Origin of the sequence: Sulfurimonas sp. NWX367 (assembly GCF_039667065.1) — a bacterium.
GTDB lineage: Bacteria > Campylobacterota > Campylobacteria > Campylobacterales > Sulfurimonadaceae > Sulfurimonas > Sulfurimonas hydrogeniphila.
Map to the genome: position 1 here is coordinate 106669 of NZ_JALCZM010000001.1, position 15736 is coordinate 122404.

Genomic DNA, 15736 nt, shown 5'->3' on the forward strand with positions numbered 1-15736 from the left:
TCTCTAGCTATAAAAAATCTTTTGGATCGGCATCACTGAAATGGCCCCATTTGAGTTTTGCTCCACCCAGAATATGAAAATGCAAATGTTTGACTTCCTGTCCGCCGTTCTCTCCTACATTTGTAATGACTCTGTATCCTGAGGTCTCAATCTTGACCTCTTTGACAATTTCCTGAATAAACTCTGTCATCTTTGCCATAGTCTCACCGGTAACTTCGTTAAAGCTGTCTATATGCAACTTTGGTATTGCCAAAATATGCACAGGTGCTTTAGGATTGATGTCATGAAAAGCTAAAAAATTTTCATTCTCCAAAACAATATTTGCGGGTATTTCTTTATTTACGATTTTACAAAAAAGACACATAATTCTTTCCTTCATTTCTTATTATTGTAGCACATAAAAGCTATTTATAACAAATTTTTCAGTATAATCACTACAAAATTAAATAACTACGGAGACTCTATTGAAAGAGTGGTATGATAAAATAAAAGAAGCACCAAGTGTAGAAGCTTTAGAAGAGATTCGAATTGCTGTCTTTGGAAAAAAAGGCATATTAGCTGCCGAATTTGCTAAAATGAAAGATGCTCCCAATGAGCAAAAATCTCAAATCGCAAAAGATTTAAACAAGCACAAGAGTGCATTGATGAATGAGTTTACTGCAAAAAAAATTGCCTTGCAAACGCAAGAGTTGCAACGTGCTATGAAAGAAGAGGCCATAGATGTGTCAATGTTTGGCACAAAATCTTCAGCAGGGGCACTGCATCCTGTGATGGAAACAATGGACAGAATTGTAGAATATTTTTCATGTATGAATTTTTCTGTAAAAACAGGGCAGATTGTTGAAGATGATTTTCATAATTTTGAAGCACTCAACCTTCCAAAATACCATCCGGCACGAGATATGCAAGACACATTTTATTTTAAAGACGAAATGCTTTTACGCACACATACTTCACCTGTACAAATCAGAACAATGCTGGAGTCAAAACCGCCGATTCGTATGATCGCACCGGGTGCGGTTTTTCGCCGCGATTATGATTTGACACATACCCCGATGTTTCATCAGGTTGAGGGATTGCTTGTTGATGAAGAGGGAAAAGTCTCTTTTGCCAATTTAAAGTTCATTCTGGAAGATTTTTTAAAGTATATGTTTGGTGATGTGAAGGTTCGTTTTCGCCCTTCGTTTTTCCCTTTTACGGAACCTTCTGCGGAAGTGGATATCTCCTGTGTGTTTTGTCAGGGAGAAGGCTGCCGTGTCTGCTCTCATACGGGATGGCTGGAAGTACTTGGCTGTGGTATTGTAGATGAAAATGTATTTGAAGCGGTCAATTACAAAAATGTCAGCGGGTATGCTTTTGGTTTGGGAGTAGAGCGTTTTGCAATGCTGATTCATCACATAGGTGACCTTCGCTCACTTTTTGAGGGAGATATTAAGTTACTGGAGCAGTTTCAATGATAGTTACGAAGAGTTGGTTAAACGAATGGATTGACCTGGAAGGAATTTCGACAAAGGAACTCGCTGATACTTTTAACGCTATCGGTCTGGAGGTTGACAGGATTCACGAATATCGTGTACCTGCAAAAATAGTTTTTGGAAAAGTATTAGAGTGTGAAAAACATCCCGATGCAGACAAACTCAATATCTGCCAGGTTGATATAGGGTCGTGTATCCGTCAAATTGTATGCGGTGCTTCAAATGTAAGAGCAGGGTTACATGTAGTCGTGGCAACTATTGGGGCTGTAATGCCGTCAGGACTTGTGATAAAACCTGTCAAACTTCGCGGAGTAGATTCAGAGGGGATGATATGCTCGGCGTCAGAAATCGGTCTGCCTGATTTGGGCAAAGGTATTATTGAACTTGATGCAAGTGTAGGAACCTTTTCGCTTGGACAGGAAGTCAATGAAAATCCTCTTTTCAATGATGATTTGATTGAAATAGAATTGACAGCAAACCGTGGAGACTGTTTAAGTATTCGTGGTGTTGCAAGAGACTTGAGCGCTGCGTTTGACAGACCTGTAAAAGAGTACGAACAAACTGACAATGATGAAAAAAGAGGAATAGGACGTATTCTCTCTTTAACGCATGAAAAAGATTTGGATGTAAATTTGCGCTACAAAGCCATAGATTTAAAAGAACTGGTTCTGCCTTTTGTTGTCAAACTCCGTCTTGGGCAGATAGAAGAGTCCCGAAAATGTGATGTTGAAGCAATGACACTCTATGTGACGCATGCTACAGGTGTGATTTTGAGAGCCTACAGACATGAGTTCTTTACAAAAGATGATGAAGTGATGGCGAAGATTATTCTTGGCGAAGATGAAAACGGATATGCCTGTATCAAAACACAGGAGGGGCAAATTGCTTCCATAGTCGGTATTATTCAAAAAGATGAATCCAAAGTGACAAAAAACGAGGGAATTGTTCTTTTGGAAGCCAGTTATATTCCGCCTGATATTATTTCTAAAAAAATGGCCGAGAAAAAAATTGAATCAGGTCCAATGTTTTACAAAACATCACGGGGCAGTGAACCAGAGTTGAATGGCGGACTTTCATACTGTATTGACCTGATAGAATCAAACTCTGTTTCATCAACATTCAGCGGCAGTATAGAGTTGTCTACGTCATTCAGAGAAAAGAATGTGATTGTCACAAAGCAGGAAATTGATGAGATAATTGGTGCAAATATTGACAAAATCGTTATTACAAAGATTTTGAAAAATTTAGGTTTTGATGTTTCCAAGTCATCAGTTGACAAGTTTGTAATTTCCATACCGCAGTTTCGTCACGATATTACAAACAAGCAGGATATTGTAGAAGAAATTGTACGGATGGTCGGGATAGACAATATCCCTTCCAAGCCCTTTCTTCTCAAAGAAGCAAACAGACTTGAAGACAACTATTTTGAATACAAAAAGCGTTCTGTCTTTAGACACAGGTGTGCACAGAGCGGATTTTTTGAATCTGTTCATTTTGTTTTTGATGAGAAAAAGATTTTAGAGTCTTACGGATTTGAAACAACAAAAAAAGACCTTGAACTTTTAAACCCGATTGTACAGACTTTAGACACTCTGCGTCCTACACTTTTAACAGGTCTGCTCAAAGCAGCATCTTCAAATATTAAAAATGGCTACGCTTCTGTCAGGCTCTTTGAAATAGGTTCTGTTTTTACACCGACCAGGGAAGAGTCTTACAAAATGTCATTTGTTTTCAGCGGGGACAAAGAGAATGAAAATCTTGCCAACAGCGGTAAGCCTGAAAAGGTCGATTTTGCCTTTTTTGTGCAGAAGATAGCGGATGTAGTTGGTGATATAGAGTTGCGTGAGTATACGACAAAACATGCCCTTTCCCATACCTATCAGTCAGCAGAGGTTTTGTTGAACAATGCAGTGATCGGAGAACTTTTCAGAGTGCATCCTGAAGTTGAAAAAGCCTATGATCTGCATAGAACATATATGTGTGAACTTGATTTGCAAAAAATTCCTTATGCATTGAAAACCGCACAGCAGAGATCAAAATATCAGGCCTCTTTTAGAGATTTGAGCATCATAATGCCAAAAGATATGAGTTATGAGAGAGTCAAAGATGTGATTCATACACATGCGCGCAAAGAAGTTGTGCGCTTTTATCCTGTTGACAAATACAGTGATGAATCACTGGGTGACAACATCAGCCTTTCTCTGCGCTTTGTACTGCAGTCTGATGAAAAAACTTTGGAAGAAGAAGATATCACAGCGGCAATGGATTCTATCCTCGATGCATTAAACAAGAAACTTGGAATTGGTCTGCGATGAGTACGGTAGTTGTTTCTCCTGCTGAGTCTTTTTCTCTGAAAATTTCAGAAATTGCCCCGGACAAGTCTATTTCACACCGAAGTGTTATGTTTGCAATGCTAAGCAAAGGTGTCAGTGAGATAGAAAATTTTTTACGGGCCGAAGATACGATGAACTCTTTGGAAATTGTAAAAAATCTTGGTGCAAATGTCGAAGATGACGGAAAAATCATTAAAATATCCTCAAACGGCATACAGGAACCGTTTGAAATACTTGACTGCGGTAATTCGGGAACAGGTATGCGCCTTTTTTGCGGACTGTTAAGTTCTGCAAACGGACATTTTGTTCTTACGGGAGACAAATATCTTCGTCGCCGCCCGATGAAACGTGTTACGGAACCGTTGATGAGCATCGGTGCAAAACTTGACGGCAGAAAAAACGGAGATTTAGCGCCGCTCTCAATTCGCGGCGCCTCTTTGAAAGCTTTTGATTATGAGAGTAAAATTGCCTCAGCACAGGTGAAAAGTGCAATGATTCTGGCAGCACTGCGGGCAGACGGGGTGTGCAGGTATCGCGAGCCGGAACTTTCACGTGACCATACAGAACGAATGCTCAAAGGTATGGGGGCAGATATCAAAGTAGATGGTTTGACAACGACTGTTACGCCGTTAAAAAAACTTCTTGAACCTTTAAAAATTCGAGTTCCTGCTGATCCTTCCTCTGCTTTTTTCTTTGCAGTTGCGGCTGCGATTGTTCCGGGTTCTCAGGTAATACTTGAAGGTGTTACACTAAACCCTACAAGAATAGAAGCTTTTAAGGCATTAGAACGTATGGGAGCGGATATCTCTTACGAATTAACAGATGACAGGTATGAGCCTGTTGGCAATATACATGTAAAGTATGCGCCTTTGCACTCAATTGTCATTGAGGAAAATATCTCATGGTTGATTGATGAACTGCCGGCACTCTCCATAGCTATGGCATCTGCAAATGGCGAGAGTATTGTCAAAAATGCCAAAGAGTTGCGGGTCAAAGAGTCTGACAGAATTTCTACGGTTGTTGAAGGTCTGAGAGCCTGCGGTATTGAAGTTGACGAATATGAAGACGGGTACAAAATTACTGGCGGAGCATTGAAAAAAGCCAAGGTTGAGAGTGACGGAGACCACAGGATTGCTATGAGTTTTATTATTGCAGGAGTGAAATGCGGGATGGAAGTGAGTGATTTGGAGTGTATAAACACCTCTTTTCCAAACTTTTTTGAACTTTTAAGCAAAATAACTGAAACGGAGTTTACAGAATGAAAATAGAGCTTGCAGAAAACTACGGTTTTTGTTTTGGTGTGAAACGGGCGATTAAAATTGCAGAAGAAAATACAAATGCAGCAACCTATGGTCCGTTGATTCACAACTCTAAAGAGATAGCAAGACTGGATAAAGATTTTAAAGTAGGCCTCGTTGAAGATTTTCAAACATTCAAGCCGGGAGATAAAGCAATCGTTCGGACACACGGTATAGTCAAAGATGAACTTGCGCAACTCAAAGAAAATGGCATTGAAGTGGTGGATGCCACCTGTCCGTTTGTGACAAAGCCACAGGAGATAGCTCAGGAGATGAGTGAAAAGGGGTATGATGTTGTCATTTTCGGGGATGAGTCACACCCTGAGATAAAAGGAGTAAAGTCTTATGCAACACACGGTGCAACGGTTGTTACAAGCGTTCAAGAGTTACAGAATCTGAAGTTTCATGAACGTATAGCACTGATTGCCCAGACAACAAGAAAAGTCGAAGACTATATGGAGATTGCAAATTATCTGATTCCCCGCCACAAAGAGGTACGTGTTTTTAACACGATATGCAATGCAACATTTGAAAATCAGGAAGCTGTGAGAAAACTTTCTAAAAAAGCAGATGTCATGATAATCATCGGTGGAAAAAATTCATCAAATACCAAGCAGCTTTTTAATATATCTTATGAAAACTGTCCAAACAGTCATCATATTGAAGATGAAAACGAATTAGAGAGCGAGTGGTTTTTGGATAAAAAACATTGTGGTGTTACTGCAGGTGCCTCCACTCCGGACTGGATTATACAAAATGTTATCAATTCGATTGAAAAAAGTATAAATTAATCATAACTTTGTTATAATCACGACAATTTTTATGTAACAGAGGATAGGCAATGGCGTTCGATAACGAATCATTTGAAGAAGAAGAAAATTTTGCAGAGATGTTCGCAGCAAGCGAAAAAAAGCAAGAAACAAGTCGCATCGTAGAAGGTGAAATAGTAGAGATACAGGCTGATGAGAACAGAGCATTAGTAAGTGTAGGTGATAAACTCGAAGGTATATTAAGCCTTGACGAAATCCGTGATGAAAACGGTGAGTTGAAGTTTAATACCGGTGATAAAATTAAAGTTATGCAAATGGGGTACTACAATGAGCGTCCCAAAATATCATACAAGAAAGTTTTAGAGCAGGAAAAAACTATAGAGTTTATTGATGCACACAAAGAGGATTTTGAAGACCTGGTTGTTGAAGGTGTCATTACGAAGAAAAATCGTGGCGGATATGTTGTTGAGGCTGATGCAGTTTCATTCTTTATGCCGCGTTCTTTAGCAGCATTCAAAGAGACTGACGATGTTGTAGGGCGTAAAATCAAAGCACAGGTTGTGAAAATTGATCCGGCTGAAAATTCGATTATTCTTTCACGTCGTAAACTTTTCAATGAAGAGCGCAAAAAGAAAAAAGAAATCATTGACCAGCTCATGGCTGAAGATGTTATTGTTGAAGGGACTATCAAAAAAATCACCAGTTACGGTATGTTTGTAGATGTCGGCGGTGTTGACGGTTTGGTACACTACAATGAAATCTCTTATAAAGGTCCGGTAAATCCGTCAAAACTTTATAAAGAGGGTGATGTTGTAACTGTCAAAGCAATCTCTTATGACAAAGACAAGCGTCATCTTTCTTTATCTATCAAAGCTGTTCAGCCTGACCCTTGGGCAGAAGTTGAAAGTGAACTGGATGAGGGCGACACAATTACTGTTACTGTTTCAAATATTGAAGCATACGGTGTTTTTGTTGATCTTGGAAATGATATAGAAGGTTTCTTGCATATTTCAGAAATCACATGGAACAAAAATGTAAAAAATCCAAATGATTATCTGGAAGTTGGACAGGAAATCGATGTTGAAGTAATAGAAATCAATTCTAAAACACATAAACTTCGTGTTTCATTAAAAAGACTATTACCAAAACCATTTGATGAATTTGTTAAAAAATATCATGAAGGTGATGTGGTGACCGGTACAGTTACATCTTTAACTGATTTTGGTGCATTTGTCCGTATAGACGGTGTTGAAGGCCTTTTACACAATCAGGACATTTCATGGGACAAAAATACAAAAGCAAAAGATGTTTTGAAATCCGGTGAAGAAGTTGAAGTAAAAATTGCCAAAATCAACAAAGAAGACCAAAAAATATCTTTAAACCGTAAAACACTTTTGGAGTCACCTATAGACAAGTTTGCCACAACACACAAAGTAAACTCTGTAGTCAAAGGGACTATTCGCGACATTAAAGACTTTGGTGTATTTGTTTCTCTCGAAGACGGTGTTGATGCACTTATTCGTGATGAAGATTTGGCGCCACTGGTAAAAGAAGAGTTAGAGCCGGGTCAGGAAATAGAAGCTGCAATTGCAAACATTGATACCCGTCGTGACCGTATCCGTTTATCTGTTAAAAAATTGGATTATATCAAAAATCAGGCAATGCTTGAAGAGATTAATGATACAGAATCACACTCTCTCGGTGACTTGATAAAAGATAAATTTAAATAAGCTCAAGCTTTTAAATGCAAAAGATAATTAAATGGTTTGCCCCGCTTTTAGCATTAGGGGTAGCCGTGTTTATTGTCTTTTTTCTAGTATCTATAAACTCACAGGATGAAGTGATAGATACGCAACCTCTGGTTTTAAAAAATGAAACTGTTTTTAAAAAACCGGAAAAACTGTGGCTGAATCATTTTTCAAAATCTGAGAGGCTCGGTTATTTTTATCCTGTGAATGAAGTGTATATTACACTTGATTTGAATGAAAAAATAACTAAAACTATTACCTATAAACTGTCAGCAAAACTTTTAGATCCCTATCAGCTTTTTTGTCTCAAAGAAGAGTTGAAAAGACATAAATTAAAGTATTTTTTAAAAAAAGATACTAAAGGTATAGATTTACTTATTTATTCACAAAATGTAGATAAATTAAACAAATTGGTAAAAGTGCTAAAAAATTATAAAATTAAGGCCACTGTTACGCCTTATAAAAAGGAAGATTAAATGCAGAAATATACAGTAGTTGTGTGTGACCATATCCATGAAGCCGGCTTGAAAATGCTTCAAGAAGATGAAAATATCAACTTCATCATGGCAGCGGATGTGGATAAAAAAGAGCTTGTTGAAACAATTATTCCAAAAGCAGATGTTGCCATCACAAGAAGTTCAACGGACGTTGATGAATTTTTTATAGAACATGCAACAAATATGAAAGCTATTGTTCGTGCTGGTGTCGGTGTTGACAATGTCAACATTCCCGAGTGCTCCAAAAAAGGAATCATTGTAATGAATGTACCGACTGCCAATACAATTGCTGCGGTAGAACTTACTATGACACATATGCTTTCATGTATGAGAATGTTTCCGTATTCTCATGACCATTTGAAAAACCAGCGAATCTGGAAGCGTGAAAAGTGGTACGGATATGAACTTAAAGGTAAAAAACTTGGTATTATCGGTTTTGGAAATATAGGTTCCCGTGTTGCGAAACGCGCAAAAGCATTTGAGATGGATATAGTTGCCTATGATCCGTATATCGACCCTTCAAAGGTAACTGATTTGGACATGACCTACACCAAGAACTTTGATGATATTTTGGCATGTGATGTTATCACGATACATACACCGAAAAACCAAGAGACAATTAATATTATCGATAAAGAAGAAATTGCAAAAATGAAAGACGGCGTTGTGCTTGTCAACTGTGCACGTGGCGGACTCTATAACGAAGATGCTTTGTATGACGGACTGAAATCCGGTAAAATTCGTTTTGCCGGCATCGATGTGTTTGTTAAAGAGCCTGCAATTAACAATAAACTGCTTGATTTGGACAATATTGTCGTTTCTCCTCACTTGGGAGCAAATACTTATGAGTCTCAGTACAATATCGGAACACAGGCGGCACAAAATGCAATTGCCGCGGCGAAAGGAATAGCCTATCCTAATGCGATGAATTTGCCGATAGATGAGAGTAAAATACCTCCTTTTGTAAAGCCATTCTTGGAAATGGGACAAAAAATCGGTTTTCTGGAGTCTCAGATTAATAAGTCTAAAATCATCTCTATAAAAGTAAAAGGGCAGGGAGAAATAGCAAACTATGTTGATTCTCTTGCAACTTTTGTGACGGTTGGGGCATTGAGCCACAGTTCAGAGACTATAAATTATGTAAATGCAGACTTTGTTGCCAAAGAAAAAGCTATTGAAGTTGAAGCGGTTAATTTGGGAGACTCAAAAGTTTACAAGAACCTTATCACTGTGAAAATCACAACAAATGAGGGGACAACATCAATTTCGGCTACAATTTTTGAAGACGGAGTACAGCGTATTGTTGCAATAGACGGTTTTGACATTGAATTCCCTCTCAAGGGTGATATGGTTCTGTTTAAAAACTCTGATGTTCCCGGTGTCATTGGCAGTGTAGGAACTATACTTGCAGACAATAATGTAAATATTTCAGATTTTTCATTGGCAAGAAACGAGCAGTCAGAAGCGCTTGCTGTGATTTTGGTAGACAATGCGGTAAATGATACTACCTTGAATGAATTGGCATCTTTAGATGCCTGCATAAGTGTTAACTACGCTCGTTTGTAAAATTTTCTTCTCTTTTACAAATTTTTGGAACCCGTACTTTAGTGCGGGCTGAAAGTGGCGTAAAAGTAAGTAATAACAGTCGGCACTGAAGTACCGATTCCAAGGAATGTATGGCTTTTTGGAACCCATCCTTCAGGGTGGGCAGAGAGTGGCAGGAATGTTTTAACAGTCGGCACTGAAGTACCGATTCCGATATGTTCTTCTGAACCTGTACTCTTAATGCTAAAGTACGGGCTTGATCTCTTTAGAGTTTCATAAGCCGTAAGTGTTTACTGAAAAGTAGTTCCGCCGTCAATGACTATTGTCTGTCCTGTCAGCCAGGATGCCTCATCAGAACACAAAAATTTGCATGCACCTGTTAAATCCTCAGGAACACCCATACGAGAAAGCGGAGAGCGTCTGACAACTTCAGCTTTTACCTCTTCGTAGTTTGGAAATGCCTTGAGTGCGTCGGTATCAATCGGTCCGCCGCTTACGGCATTGACACGAATATTTTTCTCACCGAGTTCAGCTGCGGCATAACGTACCATAGCCTCAACAGCAGCTTTGTTTGTTCCGTGACCTGCATAATTCGGCGTATAAACAAGGTTTCCTGTAGAACTCATGGAAATAATGCTGCCGCCTCCTGTTTTTTCCATTCTTTTGGCAGCTTCCTGTGCACCGACGACAAAAGCATCTACCGTTGCCGTATAGATATTGTTGAGACCTTTTGGCTTGAGGCGCATAAACGGTCCAAATCCACCGACAACGGCACGCCCTGAGATGATTGCATTGGATATAAAATAATCCAGTCTGTCAAAATCTTCGTCAAACTCTTTATAAACATCTTTATATGTGTTTGGCTCTAATATATCGAGTTTGTAGGCACGGCATTTTACTCCGTAATTTGTCTCGATATCTTTAATAATTTCATTTGCGGTATCAGCGCTTGAAGCATAGGTAAAGGCAACATTACAGCCTTCTTTTGCAAAAGCATACACAATTGCCTTGCCGATTCCGCGAGTTCCGCCGCTTACAAAGAGAGTTTTGTTTTTCATACTTTAGAGTCCTTTAATATCGTAATTTTTCATTACTTCTTCAATCTTTTTCATGTTTTCTTTGCTTGGAGCAACAAGAGGCAGTCTGTACTCGAGTGTCTCTGTAAGTCCTGCTATATACATTGCCGCTTTTATCGGAATAGGATTTGACTCACAAAACATCACTTTGTTCAAAGGGTAGAGTTTGTCATTGATGGCTTTTGCCCCTATAAAATCACCGCTGAGCGCTTTGTTGACGAGTTCTGATTTCAGGTCAGGCATAAGATTGGATGTAACTGAAGTGATTCCTGCTCCGCCGTTTGCCAAAATAGGATAGTCAATCGCATCATCCCCTGAAAATACTTTTAATTCGGGTCTGCGCGAAAGCAGTTCTACAGTACGCTCCAGGCTGCCTGTCGCTTCTTTGACTCCGTAAATATTTTTGACATCATCAAAAAGTCTGATAGTCGTGTCTGCAGAAATGTCCACACCTGTACGTCCGGGAACATTATAAAGCATAAACGGCAGTTCGCTGACAGCTTCTGCTATAGCTTTATAGTGCTGGTACAGACCCTCTTGCGAAGGCTTGTTGTAGTAAGGCGAAACAGAAAAGATAGCATCAACACCACAGCTTTGCGCATGTTTTGCAATTTCTATCGCTTCATGTGTTGCATTGCTGCCTGCTCCTGCCAAAACTTTTGTCTGCGTGCCTTTACAGACTTCTACGGCAATTTCTATACAGCGTTTGTGTTCATCATGTGTCAGTGTGGCGCTTTCGCCTGTTGTTCCGACAGGGCATACTGCATTCATACCGTTGTTTATTTGGCGTTGTATTAACGCAGCATAGGTCTGTTCATCAAGTTTCCCGTTTTTAAACGGAGTTATCAGTGCGGTTGAAGAACCTGTTACTAAATTCATTCTAAGTAGCCTTTAAAAATAATGGCTAATTATAGCTAAAAAGTATTAAATTTTTTCAGATTCGAAGTTTTTAATGTAGCGTTTTCTTTTCGCCTCTTTCATTTTTGAATTGTCTGCAATGATAAATCCTTCGACCACACCATGGAGTCCTTCATTGACACTAAAATCGAAAAAGCGGACAGCCCCCTCATCATACAGTTCTGCATACTGTTTAAACAAAGTCGGCACAGCCGTTCCCAACTCTTTGAGATATTTTTTTAAAACAACAAACCCCTCTTTGTAGGATCTGTATTTAAAAAGCATGTCAAACTCCTGTTTTTGTTCATAGCTCATAAAATAGGGTGTTTTTGCACTCATCATATCGGTATTGCAGGAAAAATGCAGAGAGTAGAAGTAAACGAGTGCCGCAACGGCCTGTTTTGGTGTGTCTGCATTAATGGTAACTGTGCCATAGGTATAAATGATATGCGGATTTTTTGCCAAATAGGCACCCACGCCCTGCCACAGATTGTCGAGTGCCCGTGAGCCCCAGTATTTTGGCTGCACAAAACTGCGTCCGAGTTCTACGGAGTTGTTGCAGTAGTCTTGAAAATGTTTACTGAAATCACACAGGTTGTAGGTATACAGTCCTTCCATACCACGGTTTTTTATGATTTGTGCGACTTCTCCTATGCGGTAGGCTCCGACAATTTCAAGATCTTCTTCATCCCAAAGGATAAGATGTTTGTAGTAGTTGTCATACAGGTCATTGTCTTTTGCTGTGCCTGTCCCGCCGCCGATTGCACGAAAAGAAATTTCTCTCACGCGTCCGAGTTCCTGCATTAAAAACGGTGCTTCGTCTGCCTGGGCGAGAATGATTTTTTTGCCGTCAAGTGTATGTCCCAAAACTTCGGCATTGTTTACCTCTGCACGCAAAAGCATCTTATTATGCGCCGCCGTAATGGTAGTCTCAGTTTGCAATACACATTCTTTTTTTGTTCCAAGGGTATAAAGATGCCGGTAGAAAAGTTTGAGATACTCGGCAATGCTGATATTTTCATCAGAAAAAGAGCTGAGAGGAATAACTCTGCCTATGTTAAATACTAGCGGTTTTTTATCTCCTGCTGTGACAAATTCATGCGGGAGCATTAACAGACCGCTGAGCTTTTTGGGAAGTATCAGCGAGACAAAATAAAATAAAAAGCTGTTGCGACCCTCGATTCTTACCGGCAGGATCGGTGTTTTGTTTCTTTTGGCAATTTTTAAAAAACTTGCTTTCCACGGGGTGTCTTTAATCCCTTTGAGTGAAAATCTGTTGACAATGCCTGCGGGAAAAATGATTACCGCTTCTTCATTTTTTAGAGCTTCATTAATGGCTTTGATACTTGTTTTTGTAATGGCTCCTGTAATGTTGTCAACGGGAATGATGATGTCACTTGCCTGTGTCACACCCATGAGCATACCGTTTACCATCAATCTTACTTTCTTGTTTTCTCTTACACTCGCTATGAGTTGTACCAAAGCAAAGGCATCCGAGGCCCCTGTGATATGATTTGCGACAACCAGTACTCTGCCCGTTGAAGGAATGTTTTTGAGCTCCTTTGGCTTGATGGTATAGTCTATATCCAAAAGTTCAAGCATACTGTCTACGAACTCCAGTCCATGCAGATAATGGTTTTTTTCATGAATTTCATTATATTTTTCTTCATGAAATATTTTTTTGAGTCTTTGTATAAAAAAATTATTAACAGATGCCGGCAGGTATTTTACGGCTTTTTTAAAATTTGTTTTGTAGGCTTTTTCTATGTCTAACATATTATATTTTCTCCTTTTCTATAAGTATGCTTCTTGTTTTGCCGTCAATCTTTTTCAAAAGTGCCGGCAACAAAAGAAGATCTACCAGCAGGGCAATGAGTAAAGCAATGGCTGTAATGAGTCCGAAATTTGCATTGAGCATAAACTGTGAAAGACGGAAGACTATGAATGCACTGCTTAAAACGACAGTGGTCAGTACCATTGCCAAACCTGCATACTGCATAACATAGGCAAGGGCATTTTCAAAATCAAATCCTTTTTTTCTCGCTTCTTTGTATTTGATTAAGAAGTGAATCGTGTCATCTATGGCTATACCGAGAATGATGGCACCTGAGATGGCTACACCCAAATCTATGTTAATGTTGAGCCAGCCCATAACACCTATGACCAAGACAATAGGCAAGATATTGGGAATTAAAAAGAGCGGTATCATTTTTATATTTTTAAAAATAAAAAACATAAGCAGAGAAGTAGCGGTAATGGCAAGCAATATAGATTCAATAAGAGTTTTTGTTACATCAGCCTGCATATGTGCAAACATTTGGGTCTGACCGTTAACCTGTGCAGAATAAGGCGTGTTTTGCCACCACTTCTCAATCCACTCTATCATCTGCAGATCTTTTGAGGTATCAACGACATTCATAGATACAGTGAGTCTGAGCAGCCGTTCGTTGACATCCATTTTATCATTTATTTCCATACCCTGCGGCAGTGAGAGTGAATACAGCAGAAGATATTGGGCAATAAGATTGTTGTTGTCTGGTATGCTTTTGTTTGCATCAATGACCTCATTGAATTTTTTGACCACATCTACAAGCGAAGAGGTATGTCTGGCATCAGGAAATTTTTCTTTGAGCGCCTGTGAGAATCTGTCAACTGTTTGCATGAATTTTGCATTTTTAATCCCGTCTGTGATTTTTGAATCTATGACAACTTCATAACTCATCGGACCGGTAAGGTTTTTTTCTATCACATTGACTGTTTGACGAAAGGGAACATCCTCTCTGAAATATCTGACCGCATTGGAATCCACTTTGAGGTTTGTCAGTCCAAAAGCTATAAAGCTAAAGAGCAAAAGTGTGGCAATGATAATTTTGTTGTCATGCTTTATGATGAATTTTGCATATTTTTTGGCAAAGGAACCGAGTCTGTTTTGGACAGCCGTCTTTTGCGTGACTTTGACCTTTATATTTAAAATTGCCAGGGCTGCGGGAACAAAAAGTATCGTAATGACAAAGGCCAATATGGCGGCATTTGCTGTTGCCAGACCTAAGGTCTTGATGGGAACAATATCTGAAATACCCAAAGAAGCAAAACCTACAGCGGTTGTTATGGAGGTTAAAAAAGTAGGCAGAAGGTTTTTCTCCAAAGTATCATGAATTGCCGCATAATTGTCAAGTCCTGCTTTTCTGCCAAGCAGATAGATCCAAAAAAGGTGCATTGCATCGGCAATGCCGATAGCAATGATAAATACGGGCATATTTGCCGTAAAGTTGTTGAGTTTGTAGCCAAAAACTGTTTGCAGTGACAGAACTATAGTAAAGGTAAAAACAACGACGGCTATTGTCAGAAAAACACCGGAAATTTTACGAAAAATAATCCACAGCAGAAGCATAGCTATCAAAAGAACAAGCGGAGTGAAGGTTTTGACATCATACTGACCGAGGGAACTGAATGTTGTATTGACAACAGGTCCGCCTGCGAGATAAAATTTGTAACCGCTCTCTTTTTCCTCCTGGATATATCTGTTTATATCCTGCATAATATGTTTGGAAGCCCCAATGGTGTTGCCTGCTTTTGGTGTCAAACGCCCGACTATCATAGTAGTTTTGGCATCTTTTGATATGATACGGTTGACAATTAAATCTTCATCCAAAGCAATTTCTTTTTTCTTCTGTAAATCATTTACATGTAAAGCGTCAATATCTTCTATAAAATTATCTATGAGAATGTCATCTTCGTCCTGCGGGTTTTGATGGACATATTGGTAATTTGTAAGCGAATCTACTCTTGCTATGTATTTTGTCTGCCAGAGTTTTTGGGTGAGCCGATCTATTACATGTAACGCTTTTTTGTTAAAAATACTGTTTTCATCGCGAAAAACTATGATGATGGAGTCATCATTGCCAAAGGTATTTTTAAAGGCATCATACTGTTTGAGTGTTTGTGACTCTTCGCCAAACCAGATTCTGTAGGAGCCGTCAAACTGTGCATATTTGAGCTGATAGGCAAGTACAACAGTAATAAGCGGAATCAGTGTGACAATAAACCAGCGAAATCTGATGATGAAATCTACAAATTTTTTCATTTTTTCCTCTATA

The 15736-nt window shown here is 39.1% G+C and carries 12 protein-coding genes; 7 read left to right on the top strand and 5 right to left on the bottom strand.

Annotation, left to right across the window (positions count from 1 at the left end; genetic code table 11):
• Positions 1 to 7: 7 nt before the first annotated feature.
• Positions 8 to 364: a histidine triad nucleotide-binding protein gene (locus MNY28_RS00530; RefSeq protein WP_151900677.1), complete on the bottom strand. Its 357-nt coding sequence runs from the start codon at positions 362 to 364 to the stop codon at positions 8 to 10.
• A 100-nt stretch (positions 365 to 464) separates the two neighbouring features.
• Here MNY28_RS00530 and pheS point away from each other — a divergent pair, with 100 nt between their 5' ends.
• From pheS to serA, 7 genes are read left to right on the top strand one after another with little or no spacing between them, the layout of a single operon-like run.
• Positions 465 to 1457: a phenylalanine--tRNA ligase subunit alpha gene (gene pheS, locus MNY28_RS00535; protein WP_151900676.1), complete on the top strand. Its 993-nt coding sequence runs from the start codon at positions 465 to 467 to the stop codon at positions 1455 to 1457.
• Positions 1454 to 3790, top strand: a complete 2337-nt coding sequence (gene pheT, locus MNY28_RS00540) for a phenylalanine--tRNA ligase subunit beta (protein WP_346388566.1) — start codon at positions 1454 to 1456, stop codon at positions 3788 to 3790. Before pheS ends, pheT begins: the two co-directional genes overlap by 4 nt.
• Entirely contained in the window at positions 3787 to 5070 is a 1284-nt protein-coding gene (aroA, locus tag MNY28_RS00545) for a 3-phosphoshikimate 1-carboxyvinyltransferase (RefSeq protein ID WP_346388567.1), read from the top strand. Before pheT ends, aroA begins: the two co-directional genes overlap by 4 nt.
• Complete coding sequence (locus MNY28_RS00550; RefSeq protein WP_346388568.1) at positions 5067 to 5897, top strand: 4-hydroxy-3-methylbut-2-enyl diphosphate reductase; 831 nt, start codon at positions 5067 to 5069, stop codon at positions 5895 to 5897. The genes aroA and MNY28_RS00550 overlap by 4 nt, the downstream gene beginning before the upstream one ends.
• 50 nt (positions 5898 to 5947) lie before the next feature.
• Positions 5948 to 7606 carry a 30S ribosomal protein S1 gene (locus MNY28_RS00555; RefSeq protein WP_151900672.1) on the top strand — a complete coding sequence of 553 codons (1659 nt, stop codon included), beginning with the start codon at positions 5948 to 5950 and terminating at the stop codon, positions 7604 to 7606.
• Between the two features lie 14 nt (positions 7607 to 7620).
• On the top strand, positions 7621 to 8100 hold the full coding sequence (locus MNY28_RS00560) for a hypothetical protein (protein ID WP_346388569.1): 480 nt from the start codon (positions 7621 to 7623) through the stop codon (positions 8098 to 8100).
• On the top strand, positions 8101 to 9687 hold the full coding sequence (serA, locus tag MNY28_RS00565) for a phosphoglycerate dehydrogenase (protein ID WP_346388570.1): 1587 nt from the start codon (positions 8101 to 8103) through the stop codon (positions 9685 to 9687). It abuts the gene before it with no gap.
• A gap of 269 nt (positions 9688 to 9956) precedes the next feature.
• Here serA and MNY28_RS00570 read toward each other — a convergent pair whose 3' ends face one another.
• From MNY28_RS00570 to MNY28_RS00585, 4 genes are read right to left on the bottom strand one after another with little or no spacing between them, the layout of a single operon-like run.
• The gene (locus tag MNY28_RS00570; protein ID WP_151900669.1) at positions 9957 to 10724 is read right to left on the bottom strand and encodes an enoyl-ACP reductase; all 768 of its coding nucleotides are present in this window, start codon (positions 10722 to 10724) and stop codon (positions 9957 to 9959) included.
• Between the two features lie 3 nt (positions 10725 to 10727).
• On the bottom strand, positions 10728 to 11621 hold the full coding sequence (gene dapA / locus MNY28_RS00575; RefSeq protein ID WP_346388571.1) for a 4-hydroxy-tetrahydrodipicolinate synthase: 894 nt from the start codon (positions 11619 to 11621) through the stop codon (positions 10728 to 10730).
• Positions 11622 to 11666: 45 nt separating this feature from the next.
• The gene (locus tag MNY28_RS00580; RefSeq protein WP_151900667.1) at positions 11667 to 13415 is read right to left on the bottom strand and encodes a GNAT family N-acyltransferase; all 1749 of its coding nucleotides are present in this window, start codon (positions 13413 to 13415) and stop codon (positions 11667 to 11669) included.
• Position 13416: 1 nt separating this feature from the next.
• Positions 13417 to 15723: an MMPL family transporter gene (locus MNY28_RS00585; protein WP_346388572.1), complete on the bottom strand. Its 2307-nt coding sequence runs from the start codon at positions 15721 to 15723 to the stop codon at positions 13417 to 13419.
• Positions 15724 to 15736 lie beyond the last annotated feature (13 nt).